At 72.7% G+C, this 17861-nt stretch carries 16 protein-coding genes; 11 read left to right on the top strand and 5 right to left on the bottom strand.

The genetic code is table 11. The features are described 5' to 3' along the window. The first annotated feature begins 13 nt into the window (after positions 1–13). The 3 genes from K6T13_RS17090 to K6T13_RS17080 all read left to right on the top strand — a co-directional run bounded on the left by K6T13_RS17090 (position 14) and on the right by K6T13_RS17080 (position 3849). Complete coding sequence (locus tag K6T13_RS17090) at positions 14–1399, top strand: FAD-binding oxidoreductase (RefSeq protein WP_222895711.1); 1386 nt, start codon at positions 14–16, stop codon at positions 1397–1399. Between the two features lie 87 nt (positions 1400–1486). Further along, positions 1487–2866 (top strand): FAD-binding oxidoreductase, encoded by a 1380-nt coding sequence (locus K6T13_RS17085; protein ID WP_222895710.1) that lies wholly within the window; start codon positions 1487–1489, stop codon positions 2864–2866. Positions 2867–2964: 98 nt separating this feature from the next. Next, positions 2965–3849 (top strand): aldo/keto reductase, encoded by an 885-nt coding sequence (locus K6T13_RS17080; RefSeq protein WP_222895709.1) that lies wholly within the window; start codon positions 2965–2967, stop codon positions 3847–3849. A 33-nt stretch (positions 3850–3882) separates the two neighbouring features. On the opposite strand, the gene K6T13_RS17075 is transcribed toward K6T13_RS17080, so the two are convergent. Further along, positions 3883–4392, bottom strand: a complete 510-nt coding sequence (locus K6T13_RS17075) for a peroxiredoxin-like family protein (protein WP_222895708.1) — start codon at positions 4390–4392, stop codon at positions 3883–3885. A 173-nt stretch (positions 4393–4565) separates the two neighbouring features. On the opposite strand from K6T13_RS17075, the gene K6T13_RS17070 reads away from it, so the two are divergent. Next, positions 4566–5324: a SurA N-terminal domain-containing protein gene (locus K6T13_RS17070; RefSeq protein WP_222895707.1), complete on the top strand. Its 759-nt coding sequence runs from the start codon at positions 4566–4568 to the stop codon at positions 5322–5324. A 161-nt stretch (positions 5325–5485) separates the two neighbouring features. Then, positions 5486–5668 carry a hypothetical protein gene (locus tag K6T13_RS17065; RefSeq protein ID WP_222895706.1) on the top strand — a complete coding sequence of 61 codons (183 nt, stop codon included), beginning with the start codon at positions 5486–5488 and terminating at the stop codon, positions 5666–5668. Positions 5669–5787: 119 nt separating this feature from the next. Here the strand turns inward: K6T13_RS17065 and pulA are convergent, their stop codons facing one another. Further along, complete coding sequence (gene pulA, locus K6T13_RS17060) at positions 5788–11610, bottom strand: pullulanase-type alpha-1,6-glucosidase (protein WP_222895705.1); 5823 nt, start codon at positions 11608–11610, stop codon at positions 5788–5790. A gap of 147 nt (positions 11611–11757) precedes the next feature. Between pulA and K6T13_RS17055 the strand changes: the two genes are divergently transcribed. The 4 genes from K6T13_RS17055 to K6T13_RS17040 all read left to right on the top strand — a co-directional run bounded on the left by K6T13_RS17055 (position 11758) and on the right by K6T13_RS17040 (position 14556). Next, complete coding sequence (locus K6T13_RS17055) at positions 11758–12159, top strand: hypothetical protein (RefSeq protein WP_222895704.1); 402 nt, start codon at positions 11758–11760, stop codon at positions 12157–12159. An 87-nt stretch (positions 12160–12246) separates the two neighbouring features. Further along, positions 12247–13512 carry a cation:proton antiporter gene (locus K6T13_RS17050; RefSeq protein WP_249423851.1) on the top strand — a complete coding sequence of 422 codons (1266 nt, stop codon included), beginning with the start codon at positions 12247–12249 and terminating at the stop codon, positions 13510–13512. Between the two features lie 27 nt (positions 13513–13539). After that, entirely contained in the window at positions 13540–13911 is a 372-nt protein-coding gene (locus K6T13_RS17045) for a DUF1801 domain-containing protein (RefSeq protein ID WP_222895703.1), read from the top strand. A 66-nt stretch (positions 13912–13977) separates the two neighbouring features. Beyond that, a complete protein-coding gene (locus K6T13_RS17040; protein ID WP_222895702.1) occupies positions 13978–14556 on the top strand; it encodes a GNAT family N-acetyltransferase in 579 nt (192 codons plus the stop codon). Here the strand turns inward: K6T13_RS17040 and K6T13_RS17035 are convergent. Then, complete coding sequence (locus K6T13_RS17035) at positions 14549–15247, bottom strand: alpha/beta fold hydrolase (protein WP_222895701.1); 699 nt, start codon at positions 15245–15247, stop codon at positions 14549–14551. The two genes, K6T13_RS17040 and K6T13_RS17035, sit on opposite strands and share 8 nt — an antisense overlap. Positions 15248–15334: 87 nt before the next feature. On the opposite strand from K6T13_RS17035, the gene K6T13_RS17030 reads away from it, so the two are divergent. Next, on the top strand, positions 15335–15880 hold the full coding sequence (locus K6T13_RS17030; RefSeq protein ID WP_222895700.1) for an SRPBCC family protein: 546 nt from the start codon (positions 15335–15337) through the stop codon (positions 15878–15880). Between the two features lie 15 nt (positions 15881–15895). Here the strand turns inward: K6T13_RS17030 and K6T13_RS17025 are convergent, their stop codons facing one another. Continuing rightward, positions 15896–16237, bottom strand: coding sequence for a TraR/DksA family transcriptional regulator (locus K6T13_RS17025; RefSeq protein ID WP_222895699.1), 342 nt, complete (start codon positions 16235–16237; stop codon positions 15896–15898). Between the two features lie 82 nt (positions 16238–16319). Here K6T13_RS17025 and K6T13_RS17020 point away from each other — a divergent pair, with 82 nt between their 5' ends. Next, the gene (locus K6T13_RS17020; protein ID WP_222895698.1) at positions 16320–17153 is read left to right on the top strand and encodes a PHP domain-containing protein; all 834 of its coding nucleotides are present in this window, start codon (positions 16320–16322) and stop codon (positions 17151–17153) included. 64 nt (positions 17154–17217) lie between these two features. Here K6T13_RS17020 and K6T13_RS17015 read toward each other — a convergent pair whose 3' ends face one another. Beyond that, on the bottom strand, positions 17218–17808 hold the full coding sequence (locus K6T13_RS17015; protein WP_222895697.1) for a GNAT family N-acetyltransferase: 591 nt from the start codon (positions 17806–17808) through the stop codon (positions 17218–17220). Positions 17809–17861 lie beyond the last annotated feature (53 nt).

Raw genomic sequence — 17861 nt, 5'->3', positions numbered from 1 at the left:
ATGAGGAGGCCGCGTGGTCACCGAACCGTTCGACGCCGTCGCGCGTGCTGCCACGCTCCGTGGCCTGTGCGGCGGTGCCGTCCACCTGCCCGGTGACCCGGCCTACGACGAGGCGCGGCTGCCCTGGAACCTCTCGGTCGACGACCGGCCCGCGGCGGTGGCCTATCCCGCGCTCCCCGCAGAGGTCGCGGAGGTGCTGCGGGCCGCGGGGGAGGCCGGCCTCGCCGTGGCGCCGCAGGGCACCGGCCACGGCGCGCCACCCCTGTCCGGTCAGCTCGGCGACGCCGTGCTGCTGCGGACCTCGGCGATGACCGAGCTGCGGGTCGACCCCGCGCGGCGGGTGGCCCGGGTCGGGGCCGGCGTTCTCTGGGGTGACGTCGTGGTGGCCGCGGGTCGCCACGGGCTCGCCGCCCTCCACACCACCAGCCCCGGCGTGGGCGTGGTGGGCTCCTCGCTCGGCGGCGGCCTGAGCTGGTACGCCCGGCACGCCGGCCTGCAGTGCAGCGCGCTGACGGCCGTCGAGCTGGTGACGGCGGACGGGACCTTCGTGCGCGCCACCGACGACCACGACGCCGACCTGCTGTGGGCGGCGCGGGGTGGTGGCGGCGGCTTCGGGGTGGTCACGGCCCTCGAGTTCGACCTGCTGCCCCTGCGCGAGGCGTACGCCGGCATGCTGGCCTGGGACTGGAGCAGCGCCGACCGCGTGCTGCGCGGCTGGCGCAGCTGGGCCCTCGAGGCGCCCGAGGAGGTCACGACCATCGCCCGGCTGCTGCGCGCCCCTGACGAGCCGTGGCTGCCTGCCGAGGTGCGGGGCCGGAGCCTGGTCGTGATCGACGGCACCGTGCTGGGTGACGCCGACCGGGCCCGGGCGATCCTGGCGCCGCTGCGGGCGATGCACCCCGAGATCGACACCTTCGAGACCCGGGCCACGGGTGCCCTGGCCGACCTCCACCTCGACCCGGAGGACCCGACGGCCGTCTACGCCGACAGCCTGCTGCTCGACGACCTGCCCGACGGTGCGATCGACGGGCTGCTCGCGGCGACCAGCCCCGCTCCCGGCACCGGGCTGCTGTTCCTGGAGCTGCGCCAGCTCGGCGGTGCCCTCGGCCGGGCGTCCGCGCGCGCGGGCGTGCTCGACCGGATGCCGGGCGCCTTCCTGGTGCTGGGGGTCGGGCTGGACGAGGGAGCGGGCTGGACCGCGGTGCGGGAGCAGATGGGCCGCACCCTGGGGTCGCTGCGGGAGTGGGACAGCGGGGCCCGCTACCTCAACATGGCCGAGGGCGCGGACGAGCGCCGCGCCTGGTCGGCGGAGACGGCCGGGCGACTGGCGCAGGTCCGGCGGGCGGCCGACCCCGAGGGTCTGTTCGTGCCCCCGCGGCCGCCCGGCGGCCGCACCTGACCAGCGGCTCAAGTCGTCGTCAAGGTTCCCTCAAGCACGTGAATCCATCGTGGTGCTCGCGACACACCACGAATCACGGAGGAAACCATGACTGTCGTCGAAACCCGTGCGGAGTCGCTCCGCACCCAGGTCCCGTTCGCCGAGCTGGCCGCCCGGACCACCGGGACCCTCGCCGTCCCGGGAAGCGAGGAGTACGACGCCCTCGTCTCGCCCTGGAACCTCGCGATCCCGGTGCGGCCGGCCGCGGTGCTGGCCGCCCAGTCCGCGGAGGACGTCGTGGCCGCGGTCCGGTTCGCCGCACGTCACGGGATCACCGTCACCCCGCAGGCCACCGGTCACGGCCCGATCGCCAGCCTGATCGGCGCGTTGCTGGTCACCACCAAGGGGCTCGACGAGTGCGTCGTGCACCCCGAAGGCTGGGCTCGCGTGGGCGCCGGCGTGAAGTGGTTGCGCGTCGTCGAGGCCGCGGCGCCGTACGGCCTGGCCCCGCTGTCGGGCTCGATCACCGACGTCGGCATCGTCGGCTACACGACCGGCGGCGGCCTGGGCCCGATGGCCCGCACCTACGGCATGGCCATCGACCGGGTGCGTGCGATCGAGGTCGTCACCGGCGACGGGGTCCTGCGCCGGGTGACCCCGACCGAGCACCCGGAGCTCTTCTTCGCCCTGCGCGGGGGCAAGGGGATGCTGGGCATCGTCACCGCCATCGAGTTCGACCTGGTGCACCAGCCCACGTTCTACGGCGGCTCGCTCTGGTTCGCGGGTGAGGACGCGGCGCGGGTCATCAAGCGCTGGCGCGAGTGGTCGGCGGAGCTCCCGGAGCTCGGCACGACGTCGTTCGGCCTGTTCCAGCTGCCGGAGGTTCCCGAGGTGCCGCCGATGCTCGCCGGTCGCATGTCGCTCTCGATCCGCTACCTGTGGACCGGCGACCCCACGGACGGCGAGCGCTGGTTCGCCGCGATGCGGGACGCCGCGCCGGTGATCCTCGACGACGTCGCCCACAAGCCCTACACCGAGGTCGACTCGGTCCACACCGACCCGCTCGACCCGGTCCCGTGCTTCGAGGCCGCGACGGTGCTGTCCGACTTCCCCGCCGAGGCTGCCGCGGCCCTGCTCGACGTCGCCGGTGCCGATTCGGGCTCCCCACAGATCCTCATCGAGGTGCGGCAGATGGGCGGCGAGATGGCACGTCGGGGCCGGCACGAGAGCGCGTTCTGCTCCCGTGACGCGGCGTACTCCCTGCTGGTCGTCGGCATCACCGAGGTCCCCGGCATCGAGGAGCACGCCGCCAGGGTCCTGGAGGTCATGGCGCCCTGGACCGGTGGTCACCGGCTGCCGAACTTCACCTTCACGGCCGCCGAGTACCACGACGCCTACGACGAGCCGACGCTCGCCCGGATGCGGCGCGCGGTGCGCACCTACGACCCCGACGGGGTGATCGCCATCGGTCACGCGCTCGAGGCCTGACCCACCGCACCACCACCGCAGCCGCCCCCGATCCCGGAGCAGCCGGGCTCGGGGGCGCTGTGGTGCCCCCCTCAGGGTCGGGCTCGTAGGGTCGGGCCATGCACACACGCAACCTCGGGAACGAGACCGTCGGCCGCATCGAGGTGGGGGCGATCGGCATGGGGCTGATGACCTTCGACCAGACCGGCACCCAGCCACGCGAGCAGCTGCTCGACACCGTCCGCGCCGCGCTGGATGCCGGCGTCACCCTCTTCGACACCGCCGACGCCTACGGCCCCGGCGAGGAGAAGGGCGCCGACGCCCAGGGCGCCAACGAGCTCCTGGTGGCCGGCATCCTCGACGAGCTCGGCGTCCGCGACCGCGTGGTGCTCGCCACCAAGGGCGGCCACGTCCGGACCGAGGGCGGCGGCTGGGACACCGACAGCTCCCCGGCACACCTGCACGCCGCCGTGGACGCCAGCCTGCGGCGACTCGGGGTGGAGCAGATCGCGCTGTGGCAGCACCACCGTCCCGATCCCGACGTCGACTACGACGACGTGATCGGCACCCTGGAGGAGATCGCCGGCACGGGGAAGGTGCGGATGATCGGCCTGTCCAACGCCGACCCCGACCAGATCCGCGCGGCCCACAAGGTGCTCGGCGACCGGCTGGTGAGCGTTCAGAACGAGTTCAGCCCCCGCTTCCGCAGCAGCCGCCCCGAGATCGACGTGTGCGAGGAGCTGGGCCTGGCGTTCCTGCCGTGGAGCCCGCTCGGTGGGCTCGCCGACGCCAAGGAGCTCGCCGATCACCACCCGGCCTTCGCCGAGGTCGCCGCGGCCCGCGGGGTCAGCGCCCAGCAGGTCGCCCTCGCCTGGGAGCTGGCCCAGTCGCCGGTCGTGATCCCGATCCCCGGGGCCAAGCGGCCCGGTTCGATCACCGACTCGGCCGCCGCGGCCGACCTGGTCCTGAGCGAGGAGGAGCTGGCCCGGCTCGACCGCGACTGAAGCGGCCGGCCGGGCACCGACCGGGCTCCGTCCTCAGGCCTCGCCGCGCGCCGGGTAGTCGTTCTCGAGCACGAACGAGACACCGGCGAGGACGTCGTCGACGTGCGGCCGGGCGAAGGGCATCGAGGAGAGGACCTGCCAGAAAACGGTGCCGTCGGGCTTGACCAGGAACATCCCGGGCTCACCGAACAGGTCCGGCTCGCCGTCCTTGACGGCCTTGCTCACGAAGAGCCCCCACTCGCGCATCGACTCCACGTCCTGCCCGTAGGCGACCGGGAGCCGGTCGAGTCGCCAGTCCTCGACGCTGCGCCGTGCCCGGTCCTCGTCGTCGCCGCTCACCGCCACGACCTCGAGGCCGGCGTCACGCAGGTCGTCGAGCCTGCGGTCGAGCTCGCTGAGCTGCTTGCGGCACACCGGGCAGTGCAGGCCGCGGTAGAAGACGATCATGGTGAACGCCTCGGGCTGCTGCTCGCTGAGCCGGAACCTGCCCCCGGAGACCAGCGGCAGGTCGAGGGCAGGGGCGGGGGACTGGGGGGTGATCATGGGAGGAGTGCTCCGATCCGTCGGGTACGTCGTGCTCCGTCGATGGTTGAAACCCGTCGTACCCGTCGCGGATTCCGGGTCGTCCACGTCGTGGACGCCCCCGCCGTGACCCGGCTCACGCCTCGCCGCGGGCGGCCCCCGTCGATGTGACGCCCTTGCGCAGGGTCCGTACCGTGGCTCGGGTTGTCTTCCCCACCGAGGTGAGTGAGTTGTTGAAGAAGACCCTGGCCCTGGCCCTCGTCCTGCTCCTGGCAGGCGGTACGGCGTGGGGTGTCCTCGCCAGCCGCGACGACTCCGAGCCCGCGCCGGCCGCCGAGGGGAGCGCCGGCGTACCGGACGTCCCCGACGTGGTGGCCGAGGTCAACGGCACCGAGATCCCCGAGGCCGACTTCGTCGAGGCCTACCGGGCGCGGGAGCAGGCTCTTGCCCGGCAGGCGCAGGCCTCGGGCGGCGGCGAGCAGCCGGGCGCCGAGCAGCTCACCGACGAGGTCGTGCAGAGCCTGGTCAACGAGGAGCTGCTCTCCCAGGAGGCGGAGCGGCGCGGCATCGACCCCACCGACCAGCAGGTCGAGGCGACGCTGACCGAGCTCGCGGGGCAGAGCGGCCTGGCGTCAGCCGAGGAGCTGGTGTCCGCACTGGAGAAGCAGGGCCTCGACAGCGAGGAGATCGACGAGCAGGCGACGCAGCAGACCCGGTTCGACCTGCTCGTGGCCGACGAGGCAGGCGAGGTCGCGGCCTCCGACAAGGAGGTCCGCGCGCTCTATGACCAGCTGTCCCAGCAGTCCGGCGGCCAGGGTGGTCAGCAGGTGCCGCCGCTGAAGCAGATCCGTCCCCAGCTCGAGGCCCAGGTCGCCTCGCAGAAGGAGTCGGAGGCGGCCAGGGCTCTCCTCGACTCCCTCCGTGAGGACGCCGAGATCACCCTGCACGTCTAATTGGGCGTGTCCTATCTCCTGGTCGAATGCGGCTGCGGAGAGGCGCACGCTCATGCCGATGAGCGTGCTTCTCGCGAATCTTGCTCGGCGACTGCGCGCAGTTTGTAGCCTGCTCTGGTGCGACGTGAACCGCGAGCTTCCCTATATGCGAGGTCTAGGCGGTGAGTTCCCAGACGAAGCAAGGCTTGGCTTTGCTGTGCGTCGCCGGCATCGAGTGGTGGTACTGGACCCGTGTGTCGAACGGTGGCACGCACGCGCTGATCGGGAACGGGATCGCGCTGCTCGCCGCCACCGCGGGCGTTGCTCTGATTGCCGTGAGTCTCATCAGGCCGAGCAAACGATGAGGTAGCCAGCAGCGCACACCCGCGGGAGTGGTGACCGCTCATGCCGCTGAGCGGATGGCGGCATCGCGTTCGCTGCGCCGCAGTCCCAGCCAAATCGGACACTTCCAGTAAGGGGCACCTCAGCGCGCCAGCACCGCCACCGTCCGACCCGGCACGGTGGCCGCGCCACCGGCCACGGCGGTCTCTTTGACCACCGGGTCCGACCCCGCCGCCTGGACCGGGTGGAGCTCCCAACCGTCGCCCTCGAGGGCGACCTCGGTGGCCTCGGGCGTGGCGTTGAAGACCACGACGAGCTCCTCGACCTCCGGGTCGAGGTCGGCGCCGGCGCGGTCGTCGACGTGCATGACGATCACGCCGAGCGGCTGTCCGGGGCCGCCGTCGGGGAAGCTGAGCCGCGCCTGGATCTCCTCCGCGCTGCCGAGCCGGAACAGCGGCGAGGCGTAGCGCAGCCGGAGGAGCTCGGCCGCCCGGTCGCGCGCCGCTCGCATGTCGGCGGCGCTCGGACGTACGTCGCCGGCCCGCTCGAGCAGCGGCCGGTGGAAGCTCCACGACTCCTCGTTGCGCCACGCGGGCGGCAGCCCGGACCCGAAGGTGTTCTCCTCGCCGCTCCAGTCGACGCGGTTGAACCAGTCGCCGGAGTCGTAGGAGTCGCGGTCCAGCGACTTCGAACGCAGCAGGTCGGTGCCGGCGTGCCAGAACGCGACCCCCTGGGAGAGGGCGACGGTCGCCTGCGACACCGTGTTCATGCGCGCCCGTTCCTCGCGGGTGGCGGCGGGATCCATCTTCAGCGCGGTCAGGTCGAACAGCGTCTGGTTGTCGTGTGCGTCGACGTAGTTGACGGTCTCGGCCGGGTCGGCGGCGTACCCCGTCTGGTCGAGCTCCCCGCCGGTGGTCTGGTTGCCGGTGCGGTCCACGAAGGCGTAGTCACGCAGGTTCCCGGCGAGCCCGACCTTGATCCGGTCCTGGTAGTAGAGCAGCCGCTCGCGCTGGGAGACCTCGTCGCCGTTGGCGTCGGAACCGTTGGGGTCGCTGACCAGCCCGGTGCCGAAGCCCTGGATCCGGGGGTCGGTGTCGAAGGGGCTGCCGCCGTGGACGGCGTCGCGCATCCGGTCGTTGAAGGACCCGATCCCGGTGCCCGCCAGGTTCGGCTGCGTGGCCTGCACGAAGCGGGCGCCGTCGGCCACCTCGCCGAAGTTCCAGCCCTCCCCGTAGACGTAGATCGACTGGCCGTCGACGCCGTCCCGGCGCACGGTCAGCCGGTCGAGCTCCTCGCGGATGCGCTGCATCGTGGCCAGCGAGTGGTGACCCATCAGGTCGAACCGGAAGCCGTCGAGCTTGTAGTCCCGCGCCCACGTGAGCACGGAGTCGACCATCAGCTTCTCCATCATCGCGTGCTCCGAGGCGGTGTTGGGGCAGCACGTGGACGTCGCGACCTCCCCGGTGGTGACGTCGAGCCGGTGGTAGTAGCCCGGCACGATCCGGTCGAGCACCGACTTCGGGTCCTGCCCGGACGCGAAGGTGTGGTTGTAGACGACGTCGGCCACGACCCGCAGCCCGCTGCGGTTGAGCGCCTGCACCATCGACCGGTACTCCCGGGTCCGGGCCGTGCCGTCCGGGTCGCTGCTGTAGGAGCCCTCCGGCGTCGTGTAGTGCCACGGGTCGTAGCCCCAGTTGAACGCGTCGTCCTCGCGGACCTCACCGATGCAGGCCTGCTGCTCGGTGGCCGCCGGGCCGAACGAGGGCAGGTCACAGGCGGGGCGGGCCTGGTCGGACCGACGCTCCGGCGCCGTCGCGAGGTCGTAGGTCGGCAGCAGGTGGACCGTGGTGAGGCCGGCGTCTGCCAGCGACCGGAGGTGCCCCATGCCGTCGCTGCCGGTCCGCGTGAAAGCGCGGTAGGTGCCCCGGTCGGGCTCCGGGACGGTCTCGTCGGTCGCCGAGAAGTCGCGCACGTGGAGCTCGTAGACCGAGGTGTCCTCCGGCTGCGCGAGCGCCGGCTTGGTCAGCGACTCCCAGCCCCGCGGCGCCAGGTCGCGGTCGTCGAGGTCCACCACGACCGAGCGCCGGGAGTCGGCGGTCAGCGCCAGCGAGTAGGGGTCGGTGACGACGTTGTCGACGACCGCGCCCTCGCCGGGGGCGTAGACCCGCACGTCGTAGGCGTAGCGCGCCCGGTCCCAGGCTGCGTCGCCCCGCAGGGTCCAGGTGCCGTTGCGTCGCCTCTGCATCGCAACCCGCCGCTGGCCGGCACCGGACGGGCGGACCAGCAGGTCGACGTCCTTGGCGGTCGGGGCCCAGACGGCGAACCGCGGCGAGTCCCCACGCCAGGTGACGCCGAGGTCGGCGCGGGTCGCGCGGGCGTAGACGTCGTCGAGCACGCCCGGCACCTGGACGCCGGTCGCCCGCCGCAGCCGCCCGAGGTCGTCGTAGGCCGCGACCGCGAGCTGGCCGCGGAGCAGGCGCTCGGCGCGCCGGGCAGCCCGGTGCGAGAGCTGCAGGGCCTCGAAGCCGGCGAGGTGGGGGAACTCCTCGCGCATCGACGCGGGGAGACCGTCCGGGTCGAGCCGGAGCGGCCAGGACCGGCCACCGGTGACCGCCTCCGCGTCGGTCTCGAGGCCGCCGCGGGGGGCCGCGTGCAGGCGGTAGGTCCATCCCTGCCGCGCCGCGGGCAGGTCCCACGCGACCGTGTCGCGCGAGAGCCAGTGGGCCGCGGCGCCGGTCAGGTCGGGCTCGCCGCCGCCACCGCCGCCGCCCTGGGCCGGGTAGGTCTCGACGGTCAGCACCTTGGTGGCCTCGTCGAAGCGGAACTCCACGCCCTCGCCGTCCGCGACGGTGAAGGGGATGTTGGCGCCACCGGGCTCACCGCCGGCACCCCAGTTGGTGTCCCAGCTGCGGTCCTGGGCTGCCTTGACCTCATAGCTCCCCGGCGAGACCTGCTCGGTGCGGAAGCTCCACACCCCGTCGCCGTCGGGGTCCTGCAGCCAGGAGCGCAGGCAGTCCGGTTGCCAGTCACCGGAGCAGCCGATCTCGCTCTGGTAGCTGCCGGGCGCCGTGAAGAGGTGAGGGGTCTCGATGCTGTTGGTGACCCAGTTCGTGGCGTGGCTGTACCAGAACGTGATCGGCCCACCGTCGGCCGCCAGCTCGATGTTGCTGCCGTCGCGGACGCCGCCGGCCCCGTAGTTCTCGTCCCACGAGTCGTCGATGGCGGCCTTGTAGCCGTAGGTGCCGGCGGGGATCGTCTGCTCACCGTCGAAGGTCGCCGACCAGACCTGGTCGTTGGCGTCGAGGGCGAGGTCGATCGCCGGGCATGCGGGATCCCAGTCGCCACCCGCGCCGCCGGTGCAGCCGAGCTCGCTGTTGAAGCTTCCGGGCACCGACACCGCACCGGGCTGGGTGACGGGGCCCCCGCCACCGGGCTCGCCGTCGTCGGCGGGCTCACCCACGAGCGCGTACGTCTGGGCCGCGCCGAGGTCTCCGTCGGCGTCCTCCGTGACCGCGCGGTACTCGACGAGAGTCCCGTCGGCGAGGTCGCGGACGTCGTGGAAGACCCGGTACGGCGCCTGGTCGTCGGTCCCGAGCACCTGCCACTCGTCGGCGCCGACCGGCCGCCACGCGAGGGTCGTCTGCACGAAGGAGTCGCTGTCGACGCCGACCCCGACCTCGGCGCGACCACCGACGACCCCGCCGGCTGTCGGGGAGGTGAAGCTCGGCGCGGGTGCAGTGTGGTCGGCGCGGACCGCGCGGTTGGCCCGCCAGACGCGGAAGCCCAGCGGCGGGACGGTCACGTCGACGCGCCCCTCGCGGTCGCTCCGGAGCGAGCCACCGCGTCGACGGTCATCCGGCCAGACGCGGTGGAAGCGCATCCGCGGGGAGAAGGTGTCGAAGCTGGCCGACTTCGCCGTGGTGGAGTTGTTGACGGCCACGACGTACTCGCGCTGCTCGCCGGCGTCGATCCGGCTGAACGCGTAGACACCCGCACGCTCGCTGGCGTAGCGGTGGACCTGGGCACCGTCGGCCAGTGCTGGGTGGCGTTCCCGCAGCTGCGAGAGGGTCGCGAGGTGGCGGTAGAGCGGGCGCCGGGTCCGGAAGTTGCTGGTCGCCGTCGTGTCGTCGGACCCGATCAGGTCGTAGCCGTTGTAGAGGTCGACCTGGCTGGGGAACATGTCCTCGCGGGCGCGCTGGTCGCCGATGCCGCCCGGCACGTCCGGCGGTGCGGAGAATCCCTGCTCGTCGCCGTAGTAGACGACCGGCTGGCCGCGGGTGAGGTACATGAGGCTGTGGGCGAGACGGTCGCGGTCGAGGATCTCCTGCTCCGACCAGCTCCCGTCGTTCTGGCGCAGGAAGCTGCCGATGCGTCCCATGTCGTGGTTCCCGAGGAAGGTCGGCAGCTGGTAGGCGTTGGAGTCGGCGTCGGTGAACCAGTCGTCGGAGGCGAAGAAGTCGCGCAGCCCCGTGGTGGCGGCTCCCTTCGCGAAGCCGGTGGCACTGGCCTGGAAGCCGAAGTCGGCGGCGGCCTGCAGGCGGCCCTCGGTGGTGTACTGCGAGACGAACTCGGGGTTGGCGTCGTAGACCTCGCCGAACATGAAGAAGTCGTCGTTGCCCTGCTCGGCCGCATAGTCGGTGAGGGCAGGGGCGAACTGCTGCCAGAACTCGGTGTTGACGTGCTTGACGGTGTCGATCCGGAAGCCGTCGATCCCGACCTCGCGCACCCACGTCCGGTAGATGTCGGTCATCCCGTCGACGACCTGCGGGTGCTCGGTCCAGAGGTCGTCGAGCGAGGAGTAGGGGCCGGAGGGGAAGTCGCCGTAGGTGTTGCTCTCGCCGGCGAAGGTCGAGGTCCCACGGTTGTGGTAGAGCGTGGGGTCGTTGAGCCACGCGGGGACCTTCGCGTCCTCCTCGCCGGGCGGCACCTGCGGCCGGTAGGGGAAGGAGTCGAGGTCGACCGGCGGGAACGGCGGGTCACCGTCGGCGTGGTCGCGGTCGTCGAAGGCGTTGCCGTCGGCGTCGCGGTAGGGCTCGGCCTCGGTGGAGACGTAGGGCAGGTTGCCGTTGGCGTCGTACTCGCCCCGGTCGTAGGTGATCACGTCGGCGGTGTGGTTGGTGATGATGTCGAAGAAGACCTTCATCCCCCGGTCGTGGGCCGCGTCGACGAGCGCGCGCATCTCCTCGTTGCTGCCCAGGTGCGGGTCGATCTGGGTGAAGTCGGTGATCCAGTAGCCGTGGTACCCGGCCGACTCGCTGCCCGGGTCGCCCTGCACCGGCTTGTTCTTGAACGACGGGGTGAGCCAGATCGCCGTGGTGCCGAGCCCCTCGATGTAGTCGAGGCGGTCGAGGATGCCCTGCAGGTCGCCGCCGTGGTAGAAGCCCGTGGCGGTCGGGTCGTAGCCGGACTGCAGCCGCCCGCCCTCGATGCCGGCGTCGTCGTTGCTCGGGTCCCCGTTCTCGAAGCGGTCGGCCATGACGAAGTAGAACTGCTCACGGGTCAGGTCGTTGCGGAGGCTGTCCTGCGCGAGGGCGCGGTCACCGGGACCGACCGGACCGCCGAGCTCGGCCGGCGCCACCGCGATCCGGTGGGACGCGTGGTCGTAGGTGAAGCGCAGCCGGGCGGACTCCTCGAGGACGAAGACCGCGTCGGGCCCGTCGGCCTTGCCGCCCGCGCCGTAGTTCTCGTCCCAGCTGCCGTCGAGCCGCACCTTCCACCGGTACTCACCGGCCGGCAGCTCCCCGACCAGCTCCCAGCTGCCGTCCTCGGCGAGGGACATGTCGGTCGCCGAGCAGCTCTCGTCCCAGTCGGCACCGCATCCGAGCTCGTCCATCACGGTGCCCATCACGGTGACCCGGTCGGGGGCGGTGGTGTGGTCGGCTGCCGCCGGTGACGTCACTGCCAGGACCGGCAGGACGACCGCCGTGGCGATCAGGCTGGACAGGAGGGAGGGGCGTCGAGGCATCCGAGACTCCGAGAACGAGGGGGTGGGGAAGGGGAAGGGTGAGCGACATCACGTTAGATCGATCCAACGTGGAGCGGCAAGGCGGGGTCCGAGGGGTGGTCCGCGAACCCGTCGGGAAGCGCGCGCCGGCCGTGGTAGGCAAGGCCCATGCACACCAGGCTGGCGGTGCTGGCCGCGGCGGTGCTCGTCCTCGGCAGCTGTGGCGACGACACGCGGGCACGGCAACCGACCCCGGAGGACCCCGTGACGAGCTCGAGCGAGGACCGGGTGGGTCCGGTCGACGAGGCGGTTGCCGACCTCGCGTCCCGCCTCGTGGTGGCGCCCGGTGAGATCGAGGTCGTCGAGTCCGAGGCCGTGACGTGGAACGACGGCGCGCTGGGCTGTCCGCAGCCCGGTGAGATGTACACCCAGGCCCAGGTCGCGGGTCACCGCATCCTGCTGCGCGCCCAGGACCGGACCTGGCCCTACCACTCCGGCGGCGGTCGCGGCCCGTTCCTCTGCGAGAACCTCCAGCCGTCGACACCCCCGGCCGAGCAGGGCGAGGACTGAGCGGGACCGAGTGGCGGGGCTGGCCCGCCGTGATGGAGTGGCTCCAGCGGTCGCCGCCGCTACCGGTCGTCTCAGGGGAGGAGGAGCGTGGACACCGACGTCACGACCTACATCGTCGCGGGCACGGGGTTGTTCCTGGCCGGGGTGGTGCCGCTCGCGCGGTCCCGCATGATCTCCACCGCGATGGCCTTCGTGGCAGTCGGGATCGCTGCCGGCGTGCTCCCCCTGCCCCTGCCGGGACTGCTTCCGGAGGACAACCGCGTCCTCATCGAGCGGCTCACCGAGGTGACCGTGGTGGTCGCGCTGATGGGCGCCGGCTTGGCCATCGACCGACCCGCCGGGTGGCGTTCCTGGGCGTCGACCTGGCGGCTGCTGGGCCTCGCGATGCCGCTGACGATCGCGGCGGTCGCCCTGCTGGGCTGGGGCCTGCTGGGACTGGCCCCGGCGGCGGCGCTGCTGCTGGCCGCGGCGCTGGCGCCGACCGACCCCGTGCTGGCCGGTGAGGTCCGGGTCGCGGGCCCCAACAGCGAGGACGAGGACGTCGTCCGCCGTGGCCTGACCTCCGAGGCGGGCCTCAACGACGGACTGGCCTTCCCCTTTGTGTACGCCGCCATCCTGCTCACCGGCACGGGCACCGGCAACGGTGAGGTCGGCTCGTGGATCCTCCGGTGGGTTGCCTGGGACCTGGTGGGTCGGGTCCTGATCGGGGTGTTCCTCGGGATCGCCGTGGGGCGTGCTTTCGCCTGGCTGGCGTTCCGCAAGTGGCCGGGCCTCGCGGAGTCGAACGAGGGGATCCTGGCGCTGTCGGCGACCTTCGCGAGCTACGGGCTGGTGGAGGCCGCGCACGGGTGGGGCTTCATCGGCGTCTTCGTCACCGGGCTGACGATCCGCGGCTACGAGCGGGACTCCCGCTACCACGCCGACCTCCACGAGTTCTCCCACCAGATCGAGCGGTTGCTCACGATGGTGGCGCTGCTGATGTTCGGCGTGGCGTGCGGGTCCGGGCTGCTGGCGCCGCTCACCTGGGAGGCCCTGCTGGTCGCGGTCCTGCTGGTCGTGGTCATCCGCCCGGTGGTCGGGGGGCTCTCCCTCATCGGCTGCGAGGGCAGCTGGTGGGAGCGCTCGGCCAAGGCGTTCTTCGGCGTCCGCGGCATCGCGGCGTTCTACTACCTGGCCTACGGCATCGGGCAGGCACCGTTCGGCGACCAGGAGCTGATGTGGGCGACCGCGTCAGCCGCCGTGCTGTGCAGCATCGTGGTGCACGGGGTGACGGCCGCCCCCGCGCTGCGGCGGCTTGACAGCTGGCGACAGCGCGAGGCCGGGCGGGCCAGCCCCTCCTCGGGTATCACCTGACCACGGGCACGTCGGCACGCTGTCATCATGGAGGACATGGCAGGCCGGAGGAGCCCGGAGGTCGACGCGTGGTTCGCGACCTATGACAACCCGCAGAAACCGCTCGTGCAGGCGGTACGGGACGCCGTCCTGGCCAGCGACGACCGCGTGACCGAGACGATCAAGTGGCAGGCTCCGACCTTCGTCTTCGAGGGCAACATCGCCTCCTTCTACCCGAAGGCGAGGAAGCACGTCTCGCTGATGTTCCACCAGGGCGCCTCGCTGCCCGACCCCGCCGGTCTGCTCGAGGGCGAGGGTGACACCTCGCGGGTCGCGAAGTTCGCCGACGCCGACGACCTCGCAGCCAAGGTCGACGCCCTGCAGGGACTGGTCCGGGCCTGGGTCGAGGCGCGGACCTGAGTCGATGGCGGAGGGCATCGGCGACGGCGACCGGGTCGACCTGGTCGTGAGGGCCGGCGGTCGACCATGACCGTCACCGTGGTGCCCGCGACCCACGACCGCTTCCCGGACCTCGCGACCGTGATCGGGCCGAAGAGCCCCACGGCCAGCGTCTGCTGGTGCCTCAGCCACCGCATCCCCGCCGCCGTGAACAAGTCCCTCGTCGGGCCCGAGCGCGGGGCGTACGTCGAGGAGCTCACCCGCCGCCCGGTGGCACCGGGTGTGCTGGCCTACGACGGGGATCAGGTCGTGGGCTGGGCCGCCGTCGCCCCTCGTGCCGAGCTGCCCTACGCCCGGTCGCGCACGATCCCCCACGTCGACGACCTCGCGGTGTGGTCGCTCTGGTGCATCCGGGTGCGGCCCGGTCATCGCGGCCGCGGCGTCTCTCACGCGCTGGTGGCCGGCGCCGTCGACTACGCCCGCTCCCAGGGGGCTCCGGCGGTCGAGGGATACCCGGTCGACAACCGGGGCGAGAAGGTCGACCTGACGATGGCCTACGTCGGTACCCGCGCGGTCTTCGAGCGCGCCGGCTTCCACCTCGCGGCCCGCACCGAGGCGGTGGCCGGTGGCTTCCCCCGTGTCCTGATGCGCCTCGACCTCACGTGAGGTCCGCCGCCTCGAGGACCACCCGCGCCAGCGCCTCCGGCTGCGTCAGCTGGGGCCAGTGGCCGCCGGGCAGGTCGACGTAGGTGACGTCGCGGATCGCCGCCAGCTCGGGGAGGTGGCCCTCCTCGACCCAGCCGCGCAGGTCGGCCGCGGTGTACTCCGGGCAGACGCTGGTCACCGGCACCGTGTAGCGCCGCTCGTCGGTCAGTCGCACCGGCGTGGTGATGACCGGCTCGGGGACCGGGATGGCGTGGGCGTACAGGCGCGCGAGCGCGTCGTCGTCGAGGTCGGCGACGTTGGCCTCCTCGCCGATCGCCTTCCAGTCGGGCATCGCCACCTCGCCGTCCTTCGCCTCCAGCCCGGCGAGGAGCGGCTGGCCGTCCTCGCTGGGGAACCCGCCGACGTGGACCGCCCGCGCCACCCGGTCGGGCCGGCGGTCGAGCGCGGCGTGGGCGATGCCGCTCCCGACGGAGTGGCCGACCAGCAGCACCGGAGCGTCCGCTGCGTCGAGCGCAGCCACGACCGCGTCGACGTGGTCGTCGAGGGTGATGCCGTCCCGGTCGGCTCTCGGGCTCTCCATGCCCGGCAGGGTGAGCGGGTGGGCGCGGTGGCCGGCTTGCTCGAGGTGGGGGGTCACGTCGTCCCAAGATGCGGCGTTCAGCCACAGGCCCGGGACCAGCACGATGTCCATGGCGGTCTCCTCCGTGTCGGGTGCGCGGTCACCGTAGAACAGGTTCCGGACGATCGGCGGCCGGAACGCGGCGGCTAGGTTCGGAGCATGAGGCCCCGCTGGGTGGAGGAGGTGGCGCCGACGCCGGACGAGGTACGCCGCCGCGTGGTCGGCGACGACCTGGTCCCCGAGGCGGACGTCGTCATGGACCGTGCGTTCACGGTGCCGGCGCCGCCCGACCAGGTCTGGCCCTGGCTGGTGCAGCTCGGCAAGGACCGCGCCGGGTGGTACCTCCCGCGGCCGGTCGAGCGGTTCGTCCCGCGCTCGCGTCGCGCGCTGCGCCGGGTCGAGCCGCGGTGGCAGGGGCTGGCGGTGGGCGACGTCATCCCCGACTACGGCGGGCGCGAGGAGTGGTTCCGGGCGGAGGTCGTCGACCCGCCGACGGTGCTCGTCTACAGCTCACGCCGGGGGCGCACCGACGTCAGCTGGGCGATCTCGCTGACGCCGTCCGACGGTGGAACCCGCGTCCACCTCCGGCTCCGGCTCGCGCCGGTGCGCCACCGGTTCCTCGCGCGGACGGCCGGCGGGCTGGTCGACCTGCTCACCATCGCGGGGATGGCCGCCGGGCTGCGCGAGCGCGTGGCCGGGTCGTGAATGGGCTCCGCACCCTCATCGACGCGCGCCGGCGCACCTGATGCAGGTCCGAGCCACGGGTCGGGCTTCGAGCCGCTCGGCGCCGATCGACCCGCCGCACGCCTCGCACGTCCCGTAGCTGCCGGCCTCGACCCGGCGTACGGCGGCGTCGATCTCCGCCAGGTGGTGCCGAGCCTGCTGCACCAGCGCCGAGACCTGCGAGCGCTCGAAGGCGATGGTGGCGCCCTCGGGGTCGTGCTCGTCGTCAGCGTTGGTGTCCCGCGACGCCGCGACGACGGCGTCGAAGTCCTCGGTGAGGTTGCCGAGCCGCCGCAACACTCGTGCGCGTTCGGCCTCGAGCCGGTCGCGGGCCTCCATGCAACCCATGCTGCCGTGTCGGTCACCCGGCTGCGGTCAGTCGGCGCTGGCGGGGCATGGTCTCGATGCCTACGGTGGGCGCGTGACGCTGCCTGCCGACAGCCACGTGCACAGCGAGTGGTCGTGGGATGCGCCGGGCGGCTCGATGGCGGAGTCGTGTCGTCGCGCCGTCGACCTGGGCCTCCCGGCCATCGCGTTCACCGAGCATGTGGACCACACCGTGTGGCGGGTGGCCACGGAGCTCCTGGCGCCCGAGGACCACCTCACGCGCATGAGTGAAGACGGGTTGCTGCGTCCCCCCGCCTTCGACGTCGAGGGTTACCTGGCTGCCGTGGAGGAGTGCCGGGATCGCTTCCCCGAGCTCCGGGTCCTGAGCGGCCTCGAGCTCGGTGAGCCACACCGGCACGCCCCACAGGTGGGCGACGTCCTGCGTCGCGGCGACTTCGACCGGGTGCTCGGCTCAGTCCACAGCCTGCCGAGCGGCAGTGAGTACGCCGAGCCTCCTGGGCTCTTCCCCCGACTCGGAGCCGCCGAGGTGCTGCGCCGCTACCTGGCTGAGGTGGTCGATCTCGCGAGCTCGGACGGCCACTTCGAGGTCCTGGCCCACATCGACTATCCCCTCCGGAGCTGGCCTTCCCACGCGGCCCCGTTCGATCCCCACGACTTCGAGCACGATTTTCGAGAGACGCTTCGCGCGGTCGCGTCCTCGGGACGGGCACTCGAGGTGAGCACGCGGGTGCCGTTGCACCGGCTCCTGCTCCGGTGGTGGCGGGAGGAGGGTGGGCAGGCCGTGAGCTTCGGCAGCGATGCGCACGACCCGGCCTCCGTGGCCCGCGGCTTCCGGGCAGTCGTCCACCTGGCCGAGTCCGAGGGCTTCCGCCCCGGGCCCCACCCCCACGAGCTGTGGGGCAGGTGAGGCTGGCAGCGCGCCGCCGACTGGCACGCACGTCACACGGCTCCTGACCTGAGCCACGGGCCGGTCAGTCGCCCCCGACTCGCCGTCGCACCACGCGTCGCCGGAGGGTGGGGGAGGCCACCACCTCGTAGCCGGCCTCGACGAACACCTGCCCCAGCCCCACCGACGCCTCGTCCCAGATCACGGTCTTACCGGGCGCCGGCTCCATGGGGTAGCCCTCCAGCACGCGGGCGCCGACCTGCTCGCCGTACTCGACGGTGGCCCGGGCCAGCTCGTAGGTCAGCCCCGACCGGCGAAAGCCCTTGCGGACGACGAAGCAGGTGACCGACCACACGCCCTCGAGCTCGGGGTCCATCCGCATCCACGGCTGCTTGCGACTCCACAGCCGGGGGTACTTCTCGCGTGGCTCGACCGCCACCCACCCGGCCGCTTCGCCACCGACGTACCCGACCAGCCCTGACGTCGGACCCGGCGTGCCGCAGGCGGTCTGCTCCAGCAGGGCGGCGTCCCGCTCCTCCTGGGTGGTGTCGCGCCAGATCCAGCCGGGCACCTTCATCGCCTGGCACCGGCACCGACGGGCGCCGCCCGTGGCGAACAGGGCCAGGACGTCCTCGGTCGCTGCCTGGTTGGCCGGCAGCCACGTGAAGTCGGGCATGCCGGGACAGTAGCCCTCTGTCGACCGCCTCCGCCTCACCCGCGTGACGGGTG

Source organism: Nocardioides coralli, assembly GCF_019880385.1.
GTDB classification, from domain to species: domain Bacteria; phylum Actinomycetota; class Actinomycetes; order Propionibacteriales; family Nocardioidaceae; genus Nocardioides; species Nocardioides coralli.
The sequence above is the reverse complement of the archived record's forward strand: the minus strand, read 5'-3'. Positions and strand labels throughout refer to the sequence as shown.

Excerpts from the sequence above, each read along its gene's own strand:
- K6T13_RS17080 (WP_222895709.1), top strand. The coding sequence starts at position 2,965 with ATGCACACACGCAACCTCGGGAACGAGACCGTCGGCCGCATCGAGGTG.
- pulA (WP_222895705.1), bottom strand. The coding sequence starts at position 11,610 with ATGCCTCGACGCCCCTCCCTCCTGTCCAGCCTGATCGCCACGGCGGTC.
- K6T13_RS17030 (WP_222895700.1), top strand. The coding sequence starts at position 15,335 with ATGAGGCCCCGCTGGGTGGAGGAGGTGGCGCCGACGCCGGACGAGGTA.
- K6T13_RS17025 (WP_222895699.1), bottom strand. The coding sequence starts at position 16,237 with ATGGAGGCCCGCGACCGGCTCGAGGCCGAACGCGCACGAGTGTTGCGG.
- K6T13_RS17035 (WP_222895701.1), bottom strand. The coding sequence starts at position 15,247 with ATGGACATCGTGCTGGTCCCGGGCCTGTGGCTGAACGCCGCATCTTGG.
- K6T13_RS17055 (WP_222895704.1), top strand. The coding sequence starts at position 11,758 with ATGCACACCAGGCTGGCGGTGCTGGCCGCGGCGGTGCTCGTCCTCGGC.
- K6T13_RS17040 (WP_222895702.1), top strand. The coding sequence starts at position 13,978 with ATGACCGTCACCGTGGTGCCCGCGACCCACGACCGCTTCCCGGACCTC.
- K6T13_RS17075 (WP_222895708.1), bottom strand. The coding sequence starts at position 4,392 with ATGATCACCCCCCAGTCCCCCGCCCCTGCCCTCGACCTGCCGCTGGTC.
- K6T13_RS17015 (WP_222895697.1), bottom strand. The coding sequence starts at position 17,808 with ATGCCCGACTTCACGTGGCTGCCGGCCAACCAGGCAGCGACCGAGGAC.
- K6T13_RS17085 (WP_222895710.1), top strand. The coding sequence starts at position 1,487 with ATGACTGTCGTCGAAACCCGTGCGGAGTCGCTCCGCACCCAGGTCCCG.
- K6T13_RS17045 (WP_222895703.1), top strand. The coding sequence starts at position 13,540 with ATGGAGGACATGGCAGGCCGGAGGAGCCCGGAGGTCGACGCGTGGTTC.